Source organism: Streptococcus sp. KHUD_017 (assembly GCF_054861245.1).
The window spans coordinates 683,720-696,013 of record NZ_CM142175.1; the positions used below are offsets into that span (position 1 = coordinate 683,720).

Consider the following 12,294-nt stretch of genomic DNA (forward strand, 5'->3'; position numbering starts at 1 on the left):
ATCAAATGAACTATTTTAACGTTGGGAAAATTGTCAATACCCAAGGCTTGCAAGGTGAGATGCGAGTCTTGTCAGTGACAGATTTTACTGAAGAACGCTTTAAAAAAGGGGCAGAGCTTGCCTTATTTGATGAAAAAGATCAATTTGTGCGAACAGTGGTCATTGCAAGCCACCGTAAACATAAAAACTTTGATATCATCAAGTTTAAAGATATGTACCATATCAATGACATCGAAAAATACAAGGGTTACAGTCTGAAGGTTGCTGAGGAGAATCTCAATGACCTCGATGAGGGTGAGTTTTACTACCACGAGATTATCGGTTTAGAAGTCTATGAGGGAGATAACTTGATTGGAACTATCAAGGAAATCCTTCAGCCAGGGGCCAACGATGTCTGGGTAGTCAAACGTAAAGGAAAACGTGATTTGCTCTTGCCTTATATCCCACCGGTTGTGCTGAATGTAGATATTCCAAATAATCGTGTGGATGTAGAACTCTTAGAAGGGTTAGACGATGAAGATTGATATTTTAACCCTCTTTCCTGAAATGTTCTCACCCTTAGAGCATTCCATCGTTGGAAAGGCACGTGAAAAAGGACTCTTAGATATCCACTATCATAATTTTCGTGAATATGCAGAGAAGGCGCGTCATGTAGATGATGAACCCTATGGTGGTGGTCAAGGAATGTTGCTCCGAGCACAACCCATCTTTGATGCCTTTGATGCCATTGAAAAAAAGAATCCGCGCGTGATTCTATTGGATCCAGCCGGTAAGCAGTTTGATCAGGCTTACGCTGAGGATTTGGCGCAAGAAGAAGAACTCATCTTCATCTGTGGTCACTATGAGGGCTATGATGAGCGTATTAAGACCTTGGTAACCGATGAGATATCTCTTGGAGATTATGTCTTGACTGGTGGAGAACTAGCAGCGATGACCATGATTGATGCGACGGTTCGCTTGATTCCAGAAGTTATCGGCAAGGAAGCAAGTCACCAAGATGATAGCTTTTCATCAGGACTCTTGGAATATCCTCAGTACACAAGACCTTACGATTATCGTGGAATGCTAGTTCCAGATGTTCTTATGAGTGGACACCATGAAAACATACGTCAATGGCGACTCTATGAAAGTCTCAAGAAAACCTACCAACGTAGACCTGATTTGCTGGAAGAGTATGAACTGACAGCAGAAGAAGAGAAAATGTTAGCAGAAATTAAAGAAAATAACAATTAAAAGGAGAAAACTATGCAAGTAATTAAACGTGATGGACAAGTCGCTGATTTTGATCCAGATAAAATCTACCAAGCTATCCTTAAGGCGGCTCAGACAGTCTATGTTTTGACTGACGATTTGCGCCAGAACCTAGCTCAAGTTACTAAAAAGGTTGTTTTGGATTTGGAAGAAGCAAAAGTAGAACGTGCGACTATCAGTATGATTCAATCAATGGTTGAGCACCGCTTGCTTGGTGCTGGCTACATTACAATCGCAGAACACTATATCTCTTATCGTTTGCAACGTGATTTGGAGAGAAGTGGTTACGGCGACCACATCGCTGTTCACCTTCATTTTGAACAAATTCGTTAATAGAAAAAGAGTGAGATGATAAAAGCATCTCACTCTTTCTTAAATCTTCTTTTTTGGGCCGTTTGGATAGTAGAGGGAACGAAAGTTACCCTTCGAATATCCGACACTCGAATAATACGGCTGACGTTTTTGGCGAAATTTTTAACAATAATTTGTTGGCGGTCAGTATCATACTTGATAATATCGCCTGTAAAACTCGTTTCCGCAAAGATGATATGTACAGCCTTTTTTTGGGCTAGGGCTTCTTCAAGTCTAGCAATTAGGGGATCGCTTTTTTCAGGAATGGAATCTTCATGTCCATTGACAAAATCATGGACTTTTTGCAAAGCCTGTTTTAATAAATCTTTCATTCCGGCCTCCCTTCTTTACATCATTATATAAAAATTTTATGAAATCTACAAGATTTTTCGAATAATCAATTGAGAACAAAAAGGAGAAGAACATGGCAGAATTTACATTTGAGATCGAAGAACACTTACTCACTCTATCTGAAAACGAAAAAGGATGGACCAAAGAAATCAATCGTGTCAGCTTTAATGGTGCACCAGCAAAGTTTGACATTCGAAGCTGGAGTCCCGACCACACCAAGATGGGGAAGGGAATTACCCTATCAAACGAAGAGTTTCAAGTGATGGTGGATGCCTTCAAGAATCAATAAGCATTTATGTAAAAATAATCCAAAAAAAGCTGGGGGACCAGCTTCTTTTTATTTGCTTGAAAAATAGGATTGAGTACGGAGACGTTGAAGTAGTGCTCGACCGATAAAACTGATGGCAACGATTTTTGCAAGATCAGGAATGATAAAAGGAATGACACCGACAGACAGTGCTTTATCAAAAGGCATCCCAGCTAAGAAGTGAAGACTGAGGATCCCACCTACAAAGACTAGAGAATCTCCCAAGAGATTTGCAAAGAAAATACGTAAGACGCCACTATTTGAGTGAATGAGATAGGAAGTAAGTCCCGCATAGACAAGGTCGAACCAAAGATAACCAGCGCTTGGCCCTACCAAAACATGAAAACCAGCTCCTCCGCTAGCAAAAACCGGAAGGCCAATAGCTCCAAGCAAGAGATAGAGACCGACAGAAAGAACGGCTTCCCTTGGTCTAAAAACAGTAGCAATGAGTCCGATCGCAAAGTTTTGCAGAGTGAATGGAACTGGACCAATCGGGATACTAATCTGGGCCAATACCGCAATAAGAGCAGCCCCGATAGCTGGGATAGCGTAAATATGTGCTTTTTTCAAAATAGTTAACCTCTTCTATAATTTATAGTAACTATTATACTGGAAGAGTATTAAATGTCAACCTATTTTAAAATAAAAGGTTACAAATCTGTAACGGCCGATTTAGAACAAAACAGAGACCCAGAGGTCTCTGTTTGTTTTAACGCATAGTCACAAATTCTTCAGAACCTGTTGGATGGATAGCGACAGTAGCATCAAAGTCTGATTTTGTAGCTCCCATCTTGATAGCAACTGCAAAACCTTGAATCATTTCGTCAACTCCGTAGCCGATTCCATGAAGGCCAACTACCTTCTCGTCTGCACCGGCAGTCACGAGCTTGAAGCGGGCTTCTTGACGGTGACTAGTAACTGCAGAATACATAGATGCGAATTTTGAAGTATAGACTTTAATGTTTTCTTGTCCATATTCTTTGATAGCCTCTTCCTCAGTAAGACCGACAGTTCCGATAGCTGGGTGTGAGAAGACAACAGTTGGAATAGTAGTGTAGTCCATTTTGGCATTGGTCTTACCGTTGAAAAGTCTTTCGGAGAGTGTACGACCAGCCTTGATAGCGACAGGAGTCAACTCCTTTTCACCTGTGACGTCTCCAAGAGCATAGATACCGTCAACGACAGTGTTTTGGTATTCATCAACTTGAATAAAACCACGTTCATTGAGAGTAACACCTGCTTTTTCAAGCTGAAGTCCTTCAACATTTGGACGACGACCAGTTGCCCAGATAACTTGACTAGCAGTATGAGTGCTACCATCTTCAAAATGAATCCGAATGCCTTGTTCAGTTTCTTCAAGTTTAGCCGGAACCTTATGGGTGTGTAAGTTTAATCCAGTATTTTCCATTTCTTGAATCAGACTCTCAACGATATAACTATCAAATCCACGTAGTGGACGTTCACGACGGACGAATAAATCTGTCTGTACACCAAGTGTATGGAGTACACCAGCCAATTCGACAGCAATGTAACCTGCCCCAAGAATAGCTACAGATTCAGGTAACTCTTCCCAGGCAAAGACATCATCAGAACTACCACCTAACTCAGCCCCAGGAATGGCCGGAATATGAGGATGGGCACCAGTTGCAATCACGATGTGCTTAGCGCGGATCAATTCTCCATTAACGCTTACAGTATGAGCATCAACAAATTCGGCGCGTCCTTCAATCAAATCAACCCCGTTACGTTTGAAGCTACCGTCGTAAGAGGAGCGAGCACGATCGATGTAGGCTTCACGATTTTTACGAAGCCTTGCATAATCAAATTCATTCCCAGTACTTGTAAAACCATAGTCAGGTCCATATTTGTGAATACTCTCTGCAATTTGCGCCCCATACCACATGATTTTCTTAGGCACACAGCCCAAATTTACACAAGTCCCCCCTAATTTCTTTTCCTCAATAACTGCGGCTTTGGCTCCGTGTTCACCCGCACGATTCATAGTAGCAATACCTCCGCTACCACCTCCGATGGCGATAATATCATATTCTCTCATAGAAAGCTCCTTTGCTTGTTTTCTAGTCATATTCTATCTTTTTTTGGAGGTCAATGCAAAAATTTGCTACGCTTAAAATTTTTAAGAAAATGCTTGCAAAAATAAAAAAGAAAGTGTATTATATAACTAATACAACAATAAAAGGATTTTACAAATAAATTTGGATTGTTAGAAATAAATTGTCCATTTTTAGGATGTGTGCTATAATCTTAACATATATATTTATAAAAGGGGTATTGCTATGAAAAAAAAGTCAAAAGCTAAGAAATGGCCTTTATTTACTGCTATTGGAGTTGCATCAGTACTTGTAGTGGGAGCAGCAGCTGTTCTTCTATTGAGACAACCAAATCAAGCTGCAGCAAAAGATGAAACTGCTAAGATCGTCCTTGCCAAAGAGGGTTCAGTAGCATCTTCTGTTCTCCTATCGGGGAGTGTTACTGCCCAAAATGAACAATACATCTATTATGATGCAAGCAAGGGTGACTTGGATGAGGTCTTGGTCTCTGTTGGTGATCAGGTCAGCGAAGGACAGGCTCTCGTCAAGTATAGTAGCACAGAAGCCCAGGCTGCCTATGATGCTGCCAGTCGTGCTGTTGCTAAAGCTAACCGTCATATCAATGAACTGAATGAGTCTCGAAATACCGCCGCAGCAACACCTAGCCTTCCGCAAGCAGGTCTAGAAGGAGCAACTGGCCAAGCGCCAGCTCAGTCATCAGGTTCTGCCACAGCTGCTATTGATTCTCAAATCAGCGACGCTCGTGATGTGCGTGCAGATGCAGAAGCGCAACTCGAAAAAGCTCAAGCTCAGTTGAATGCTGCTACGGTATTGAGTACGGTGGAGGGAACAGTTGTTGAAGTGAATCGTAACGTTTCAAAATCTCCAACAGGAAATAGTCAAGTTTTGGTTCATATCGTAAGTAACGATAACTTGCAGGTCAAGGGAGAGCTTTCTGAGTACAACCTTGCCAATCTATCTGTCGGCCAAGAAGTCACTTTCACTTCCAAGGTTTACCCAGATAAAACTTGGAATGGTAAGATTAGCTATATTTCAAATTATCCAAAAAATAACAGTGAAGCAAGTAGTAGCTTAGCTGCTTCAAACACAGGTTCAAAATACCCGTATACAGTCGATGTAACTAGCGAAATTGGTGGTTTGAAACAGGGCTTTACAGTCAGTGTCGAAGTGAAAAGCATGAGTAAAGCATTGCTTGTTCCTATTACAAGTATTGTCATGGAAGAAGATAAAAACTATGTTTGGATTCTTGATGAAAATCAGAAGGCCAAAAAAGTTGAAGTTGGATTGGGTAATGCAGATGCAGAAAACCAAGAGATCACATCTGGTCTGACAGATGGAGCAAAAGTCATCAGTAATCCGACAGCTTCCTTGCAAGAAGGAAAAGAGGTGAAGACTGATGAAGCAACTAATTAGCCTCAAAAATATCTGTCGTAGCTATCGCAATGGTGATCAAGAACTACTAGTCCTCAAGAATATTAACCTAGAAGTTCATGAGGGAGAATTTGTAGCAATCATGGGACCATCTGGTTCTGGGAAATCTACCCTCATGAATACCATTGGGATGTTAGATACCCCTTCGAGTGGGCAGTATTTTCTAGATGGAAAAGAAGTAGCTGGTTTGGGTGAAAAACAATTAGCCAAGGTTCGAAATCAGGAAATCGGCTTCGTCTTTCAACAATTCTTTCTCTTGTCCAAGCTCAATGCTCTTCAAAATGTAGAACTGCCTTTGATTTATGCTGGAGTTTCAGCTTCAAAACGTCGCAAATTAGCAGAAGAGTATCTGGAAAAGGTTGAACTGACCGAGCGTAGCCATCATTTACCTTCGGAGTTGTCAGGTGGTCAGAAGCAAAGGGTTGCCATTGCGCGTGCTTTAGTCAACAATCCTTCTATCATTCTAGCAGACGAACCGACTGGGGCACTTGATACCAAAACAGGAAATCAAATCATGCAACTCTTGGTTGAATTAAACAAAGAAGGAAAAACTATTATCATGGTTACGCATGAGCCTGAAATTGCTGCCTATGCGAAACGTCAAATCGTCATCCGAGATGGCGTCATTTCATCTGATAGTGGTTTCGTAGAAAAGGAGGAAAACTAAGATGCAGAATCTGAAATTTGCCTTTTCATCCATTATGGCCCACAAGATGCGTTCTTTCCTCACCATGATTGGGATTATCATAGGTGTATCCTCTGTTGTCGTTATCATGGCCTTGGGCGACTCTATGTCTCGCCAGGTCAATAAAAACATGACCAAGTCCCAGAAAGATATCCATGTCTTTTTCTCACCTACCAAGAGTAAGGACGGTTCCTTTACACAAAGACAATCTGCATTGACCTTGTCTGGTGGTCAAGAAGAAAATTTTGTTGAACCACCAAAACCTCAAGAAGCATGGGTCAAGGAAGCTGCTAAGCTCAAGGGAGTGGATAGTTATTACGTAACCAACTCAGCCAATGTGACCTTGACTTATAAGGATAAAAAGGTCGAACACGCTAACATGACGGGTGGGAATGTCACCTATATGGATGCGGTCGAAAATGAAATCATTGCAGGTCGTGGCCTTAGAGCGCAAGATTATAAAGATTTTGCAAGTGTGATCATTTTAGATGAAGAGCTTGCCAATAGCCTTTTTGGTTCAGCGCAAGAAGCTCTCAACCAAATTGTTGAAGTAAATGAAATCAGTTACCGTGTTATTGGTGTTTATGCAAGTAAAGAAGCTAAGGCTGCGAAAACATTTGGTGTTGGAGGACTTCCAATTACGACCAATATTTCCTTGGCAGCTAATTTTAACACAGACGAGATTTCAAATATTGTCTTTCGTGTCAATGATACTAGCTTGACTCAGACTTTGGGTCCAGAGTTGGCAAGAAGAATGACAGAGATTGCAGGTCTTCAACAAGGGGAATATCAAGTTGCAGATGCGTCTGCTGCCTTCCAAGAAGTTCAACAACTCTTTGGCTTCATAACAACGATTATTAGTGCTATTGCAGGGATTTCCCTCTTTGTTGGTGGTACTGGTGTTATGAATATTATGCTTGTTTCTGTGACAGAGCGTACCCGTGAGATTGGTCTACGCAAAGCGCTAGGAGCAACACGGGCTAATATCCTAGTTCAGTTCTTGATTGAATCCATGATTTTAACCTTATTAGGTGGATTCATTGGTCTACTGCTTGCTGCAGGGGTGACTATGCTTGCAGGTGTTCTTCTTCAAAACATGATTGCAGGAATCGAAGTTGGTGTATCCATCCCAATCGCTCTCTTTAGTCTAGCGGTCTCAGCAGGTATCGGTATGATATTCGGTGTTTTACCAGCCAACAAAGCCTCTAAGCTGGATCCAATCGAAGCTCTTCGCTATGAATAATTTAAAAGATAAAAAACGAGATAGACATTTGTCTGTCTTGTTTTTGTATGGATTTCTCTATCGAAAATCACTAAAAATGTGGTATAATGAAGTGTTAGAAAAACAGGTTTCATTAGCCTGGAAAGGAAATATTATGTCTGAAAAGAATTTTTATATTACAACACCGATTTACTATCCATCTGGTAAACTTCATATCGGTTCTGCCTATACAACCATCGCCTGTGATGTCCTAGCTCGCTACAAACGTCTGATGGGCTACGATGTCTTTTATCTGACAGGTCTTGATGAACATGGTCAAAAGATCCAACAGAAAGCTGAAGAAGCTGGGATCACACCTCAAGCCTATGTTGACGGTATGGCAGTTGGAGTTAAAGAACTCTGGCAATTGCTTGATATCTCATACGATAAATTTATCCGTACCACAGATGACTACCATGAAAAAGTAGTGGCTCAAGTCTTTGAACGCTTGCTTGCTCAAGATGACATCTACCTTGGTGAATACTCTGGTTGGTATTCAGTTTCAGATGAGGAATTCTTTACAGAAAGTCAACTTGCGGAAGTTTTCCGTGATGAGACTGGCAATGTAACAGGTGGTATCGCTCCATCAGGTCACGAGGTTGAATGGGTTTCAGAAGAGTCTTACTTCCTTCGCCTCAGCAAATACCAAGACCGTTTGGTCGAATTTTTCAAATCTCATCCTGATTTCATCACTCCAGATGGTCGTCTCAATGAAATGTTGAAAAACTTTATCGAGCCAGGATTGGAAGACTTGGCAGTATCACGTACAACCTTTACATGGGGTGTGCCAGTTCCATCAAATCCAAAACACGTTGTTTACGTTTGGTTTGATGCCCTTCTAAATTATGTGACAGCTCTTGGCTACGATCAAGAAGAACATGGCAACTTTGACAAGTTCTGGAATGGAACAGTCTTCCACATGGTAGGGAAAGACATCCTTCGTTTCCACTCAATTTACTGGCCAATCCTTCTCATGATGTTGGATATCAAATTGCCAGAACGTTTGATTGGGCATGGCTGGTTTGTCATGAAAGACGGCAAGATGTCTAAGTCTAAAGGGAACGTTGTCTATCCTGAAATGTTGATAGAGCGTTTTGGTCTCGATCCACTTCGTTACTACCTCATGCGTAGCCTTCCAGTCGGTTCAGACGGAACCTTCACTCCAGAAGATTATGTAGGCCGTATCAACTATGAACTAGCCAATGACCTCGGAAACCTCCTCAACCGTACGGTTTCCATGATTAACAAGTACTTTGATGGACAAATCCCTGTCTATGTAGAGGGTGTGACAGACTTTGACAATGCTCTTGCTGACGTTGCAGCACAATCAATCGCTGACTACCACACCTACATGGAAGCAGTTGACTACCCACGTGCGCTTGAAGCAGTCTGGACCCTCATCTCACGTACTAACAAATACATCGATGAGACAGCTCCATGGGTCTTGGCTAAGGATGAGGCTCTCCGTGACCAATTGGCAAGTGTGATGAGCCACTTGGCAGCTAGCCTTCGTGTCGTAGCGCACTTGATTGAGCCATTTATGATGGAAACCAGTCGTGCAGTCTTGACACAACTTGGTCTCGCAGAAGTTTCTAGCCTTGAAAACTTGAGCCTGGCTGATTTCCCTGCAGGAGTAACAGTAGTTGCTAAAGGAACACCAATCTTCCCACGTCTCGATATGGAAGAAGAAATCGCCTATATCAAGGAACAAATGGAAGGCAACAAGCCAGCAGTTGAAAAAGAGTGGAACCCAGATGAAGTCGAGCTCAAACTCAACAAGGAAGAAATCAAATTTGAAGACTTCGACAAGGTTGAAATCCGTGTCGCAGAAGTCAAGGAAGTTTCTAAAGTGGAAGGTTCTGATAAGTTGCTTCAATTCCGCCTCGATGCTGGTGATGGTGAAGATCGTCAAATTCTCTCAGGAATTGCAAAATACTATCCAAATGAACAAGAATTGGTGGGCAAGAAAGTCCAAATCGTTGCCAACCTCAAACCACGTAAAATGATGAAAAAATATGTCAGCCAAGGGATGATCCTCTCAGCTGAACATGACGGCAAATTAACTCTTCTCACAGTTGATCCAGCTGTACCAAATGGAAGTGTGATTGGATAAGATTTAAAGAGGCTGGGACAAAAGTCCTAGCCTCTCAATTGTCTTTGGATTGTCGAGCAAGACGCAGTAGTTGAGTGGCCTCTACTACGCTGATTTCATCAGCTTTTACAGCCCTACTCAACTGTGCGGAGGTGGGACGACGAAATCGAATTCTAACGAATTACCGATTTCTGTCCCACTCTCTTTCTTTTGTAAGGTATCAGTTGATAAAAGTGGCATTCTGCTTTATAATGAAGAAAAACGGAGGAAATTGCCATGAAATACATTCCATTTGGTCAAGAGAAAAGAGAATTGTCCGAAATCGTTCTCGGCATGATGCGAATCAGTGACAAGTCGGTTAAAGAGGTTGAGGAGTTGGTTGAAACAGCCCTATCTGTAGGAATCAATGCCTTTGACTTGGCAGATATCTACGGTGGTGGATGTTGCGAAGAATTACTAGGTCAAGTGTTATACAATCGTCCTGACCTGCGAGAAAAGATGTGGATCCAGTCCAAGTGTGGCATTCGCATAGAAGAATTTACCTATTTTGATTTTTCAAAAGATTATATTTTAGAATCAGTAGACGGGATTCTAAAAAGATTGCAGGTTGATTATATAGATAGCTTGCTTCTCCATCGCCCAGATGCCTTAATGGAGGCTGATCAAGTGGCTCAAGCCTTTGAAATTCTACACAAATCAGGTAAAGTTCGAGACTTCGGTGTGTCCAATCAAAATCCTATGATGATGGAATTACTGAAGAAAGAAGTCAACCAACCTTTATCTATCAATCAATTACAGCTAAGCGCAGCTTTCACGCCAGGATTTGAATCAGGTTTCCATGTCAATATGGAAGGTGAAAAGGCAGCTTTGCGTGATGGTAGCGTCTTTGAATACTGTAAATTAAACGACATGGTTATTCAGGCCTGGTCAGTCTTGCAGTTCGGATATTTCAAAGGGAATTTTGTCGGCAATGAGAATTTCCAACAACTAAACCAAGTCCTAAATCGACTAGCCTTAAAATACGGTGTAAGCCAATCAGCTATTGCTATTGCTTGGGTGTTACGCTATCCAGCCAAGATGCAGGCAGTAGTAGGAACAACTAACCCTAAACATTTGATAGAAGCAAGCCAAGCAAGTCATGTCAACCTGACTCGAAAAGAATGGTATGAGGTTTACCTCGCAGCAGGGAATGATTTGCCTTAGAAACTAAAGAAATATTTTATCAAGAGCGAGGTGATACCTCGCTCTTTTTATATTTATTTAAAAATTTATATAATTGTTTGAAGATGCAAATTATTAATGATAGAATAAAATAACAATATAATAAGAAATCTATAAAATTAGGAGCATTTGAAATGAAAAAAATAGTTTTGACTTCTGTTGTTTTACTTTCACTTTTGACATCTGTTGGTTGCTCGAAGCATAAAGATGAGGCGAGAGCGGCTGAGCCTGTTACGACTGAACAGACTACGCAGGATAATAAAAAGCTATACAAAGAAGCTGGTCTACTTACTTTTAAGAACGAAAAGCAGCTAGAACTCGGGGAACTTGATTCTAAATCTCGCGCAACTTATGCTCATATTCAGCTGAAAGATAGTGATGAACCCAAAGATAAGCGAGAAGCGAAATTAAAGTTTAATCCGGTTGGATGGCATAACTATAAATTTTACTTTGGTGATGGTACAAAGGAAGCCTGGTTGATGAATCGTGGGCATTTAGTTGGTTATCAATTTAGTGGACTCAATGATGAAGGTCGCAATCTTGTTCCTATGTCAGCCTGGTTAAATACAGGTGCCTTTACTGGAACGGATGATAAAAATCAAAGTAGCATGCTCTATTATGAAAATGGACTCGATTCATGACTTGCAAACCATCCTAATTATTATCTTGACTATAAGGTAACAGCAGTTTATAAGGATGATGAATTGATTCCGAGACAGATTGTCCTTCAGTACGTAGGGATTGATTCGGATGGGAATTTACTTGAGATTAAATTAGGTAGTAGTAAGGAAAAACTTGTTAAGTATTCCGTGACCCATGTGACTTTAGAGAATGTTTCAGCAAATGCAGAGATAAATTATGCTGACGGTACTGCAAAGAACACAGTCAAATCAGCTGAGGAACGCGCCGCTGAGCAAAAGGCAGCCGAGGAAAAAGCAAAGAAAGAGGCTGAAGAAAAAGAAGCGCAAGAAAAAGCTAAAAAAGAAGCAGAGAAGAAGGCAACAGAAGAAACGACTCAGCAAGAAACTGAAGCACCAGCACCTGCAGAAGAAGAACCACAAAGTAGTAATACAGGTGGTTACTTTAAAGATAGAAAAGGAAGATGGCATCGACCAAATGGGAAATTTGCCTCTAAAAAAGAAATCAGAGAAGCCGGATTACAGTGGTGATTTAGTAAACCTGGAGAAATCATGAAAAATAAATGTCAAAAAGCCGTTGGTAAACAGTTTTTTGTTATAATGAAATTAAGATTTATAGATAACAAAGGAGAAA

Annotated in this window: 12 protein-coding genes and 1 pseudogene; 10 read left to right on the forward strand and 3 right to left on the reverse strand. The window is 41.1% G+C overall.

What is annotated here, in order from left to right; all coding sequences use genetic code 11:
• Positions 1 to 5: 5 nt before the first annotated feature.
• The 3 genes from rimM to ACVAMZ_RS03315 are packed head-to-tail and all read left to right on the forward strand — an operon-like array spanning position 6 to position 1,584.
• A complete protein-coding gene (gene rimM, locus ACVAMZ_RS03305; protein WP_461685029.1) occupies positions 6 to 524 on the forward strand; it encodes a ribosome maturation factor RimM in 519 nt (172 codons plus the stop codon).
• Positions 514 to 1,233 (forward strand): tRNA (guanosine(37)-N1)-methyltransferase TrmD, encoded by a 720-nt coding sequence (gene trmD / locus ACVAMZ_RS03310; protein ID WP_461685030.1) that lies wholly within the window; start codon positions 514 to 516, stop codon positions 1,231 to 1,233. The genes rimM and trmD overlap by 11 nt, the downstream gene beginning before the upstream one ends.
• A gap of 12 nt (positions 1,234 to 1,245) precedes the next feature.
• Positions 1,246 to 1,584 carry an ATP cone domain-containing protein gene (locus ACVAMZ_RS03315; protein WP_004253071.1) on the forward strand — a complete coding sequence of 113 codons (339 nt, stop codon included), beginning with the start codon at positions 1,246 to 1,248 and terminating at the stop codon, positions 1,582 to 1,584.
• A gap of 29 nt (positions 1,585 to 1,613) precedes the next feature.
• On the opposite strand, the gene ACVAMZ_RS03320 is transcribed toward ACVAMZ_RS03315, so the two are convergent.
• Entirely contained in the window at positions 1,614 to 1,934 is a 321-nt protein-coding gene (locus tag ACVAMZ_RS03320) for a hypothetical protein (protein ID WP_049494608.1), read from the reverse strand.
• Positions 1,935 to 2,026: 92 nt separating this feature from the next.
• Between ACVAMZ_RS03320 and ACVAMZ_RS03325 the strand changes: the two genes are divergently transcribed.
• Positions 2,027 to 2,242 carry a YdbC family protein gene (locus ACVAMZ_RS03325; protein ID WP_006145796.1) on the forward strand — a complete coding sequence of 72 codons (216 nt, stop codon included), beginning with the start codon at positions 2,027 to 2,029 and terminating at the stop codon, positions 2,240 to 2,242.
• A gap of 48 nt (positions 2,243 to 2,290) precedes the next feature.
• Here the strand turns inward: ACVAMZ_RS03325 and ACVAMZ_RS03330 are convergent, their stop codons facing one another.
• Positions 2,291 to 2,830, reverse strand: a complete 540-nt coding sequence (locus tag ACVAMZ_RS03330) for a biotin transporter BioY (RefSeq protein ID WP_461685031.1) — start codon at positions 2,828 to 2,830, stop codon at positions 2,291 to 2,293.
• A 139-nt stretch (positions 2,831 to 2,969) separates the two neighbouring features.
• A complete protein-coding gene (gor, locus tag ACVAMZ_RS03335; protein ID WP_461685032.1) occupies positions 2,970 to 4,316 on the reverse strand; it encodes a glutathione-disulfide reductase in 1,347 nt (448 codons plus the stop codon).
• 241 nt (positions 4,317 to 4,557) lie between these two features.
• Here gor and ACVAMZ_RS03340 point away from each other — a divergent pair, with 241 nt between their 5' ends.
• From ACVAMZ_RS03340 to ACVAMZ_RS03365, 6 genes and pseudogenes are all read left to right on the forward strand, one after another.
• The gene (locus tag ACVAMZ_RS03340; RefSeq protein WP_461685033.1) at positions 4,558 to 5,745 is read left to right on the forward strand and encodes an efflux RND transporter periplasmic adaptor subunit; all 1,188 of its coding nucleotides are present in this window, start codon (positions 4,558 to 4,560) and stop codon (positions 5,743 to 5,745) included.
• Positions 5,729 to 6,430 (forward strand): ABC transporter ATP-binding protein, encoded by a 702-nt coding sequence (locus tag ACVAMZ_RS03345; RefSeq protein WP_060955929.1) that lies wholly within the window; start codon positions 5,729 to 5,731, stop codon positions 6,428 to 6,430. The genes ACVAMZ_RS03340 and ACVAMZ_RS03345 overlap by 17 nt, the downstream gene beginning before the upstream one ends.
• A 1-nt stretch (position 6,431) precedes the next feature.
• On the forward strand, positions 6,432 to 7,691 hold the full coding sequence (locus ACVAMZ_RS03350) for an ABC transporter permease (RefSeq protein WP_461685034.1): 1,260 nt from the start codon (positions 6,432 to 6,434) through the stop codon (positions 7,689 to 7,691).
• 133 nt (positions 7,692 to 7,824) lie between these two features.
• Complete coding sequence (metG, locus tag ACVAMZ_RS03355; RefSeq protein ID WP_461685035.1) at positions 7,825 to 9,822, forward strand: methionine--tRNA ligase; 1,998 nt, start codon at positions 7,825 to 7,827, stop codon at positions 9,820 to 9,822.
• Positions 9,823 to 10,077: 255 nt separating this feature from the next.
• Positions 10,078 to 11,004: an aldo/keto reductase gene (locus ACVAMZ_RS03360; RefSeq protein WP_461685036.1), complete on the forward strand. Its 927-nt coding sequence runs from the start codon at positions 10,078 to 10,080 to the stop codon at positions 11,002 to 11,004.
• Positions 11,005 to 11,156: 152 nt separating this feature from the next.
• Positions 11,157 to 12,191, forward strand: a pseudogene (locus tag ACVAMZ_RS03365) (DNA/RNA non-specific endonuclease).
• Positions 12,192 to 12,294 lie beyond the last annotated feature (103 nt).

Excerpts from the sequence above, each read along its gene's own strand:
- rimM (WP_461685029.1), top strand. The coding sequence starts at position 6 with ATGAACTATTTTAACGTTGGGAAAATTGTCAATACCCAAGGCTTGCAA.
- ACVAMZ_RS03345 (WP_060955929.1), top strand. The coding sequence starts at position 5,729 with ATGAAGCAACTAATTAGCCTCAAAAATATCTGTCGTAGCTATCGCAAT.
- ACVAMZ_RS03360 (WP_461685036.1), top strand. The coding sequence starts at position 10,078 with ATGAAATACATTCCATTTGGTCAAGAGAAAAGAGAATTGTCCGAAATC.
- ACVAMZ_RS03320 (WP_049494608.1), bottom strand. The coding sequence starts at position 1,934 with ATGAAAGATTTATTAAAACAGGCTTTGCAAAAAGTCCATGATTTTGTC.
- ACVAMZ_RS03340 (WP_461685033.1), top strand. The coding sequence starts at position 4,558 with ATGAAAAAAAAGTCAAAAGCTAAGAAATGGCCTTTATTTACTGCTATT.
- ACVAMZ_RS03315 (WP_004253071.1), top strand. The coding sequence starts at position 1,246 with ATGCAAGTAATTAAACGTGATGGACAAGTCGCTGATTTTGATCCAGAT.
- ACVAMZ_RS03350 (WP_461685034.1), top strand. The coding sequence starts at position 6,432 with ATGCAGAATCTGAAATTTGCCTTTTCATCCATTATGGCCCACAAGATG.
- trmD (WP_461685030.1), top strand. The coding sequence starts at position 514 with ATGAAGATTGATATTTTAACCCTCTTTCCTGAAATGTTCTCACCCTTA.
- ACVAMZ_RS03325 (WP_006145796.1), top strand. The coding sequence starts at position 2,027 with ATGGCAGAATTTACATTTGAGATCGAAGAACACTTACTCACTCTATCT.
- gor (WP_461685032.1), bottom strand. The coding sequence starts at position 4,316 with ATGAGAGAATATGATATTATCGCCATCGGAGGTGGTAGCGGAGGTATT.
- metG (WP_461685035.1), top strand. The coding sequence starts at position 7,825 with ATGTCTGAAAAGAATTTTTATATTACAACACCGATTTACTATCCATCT.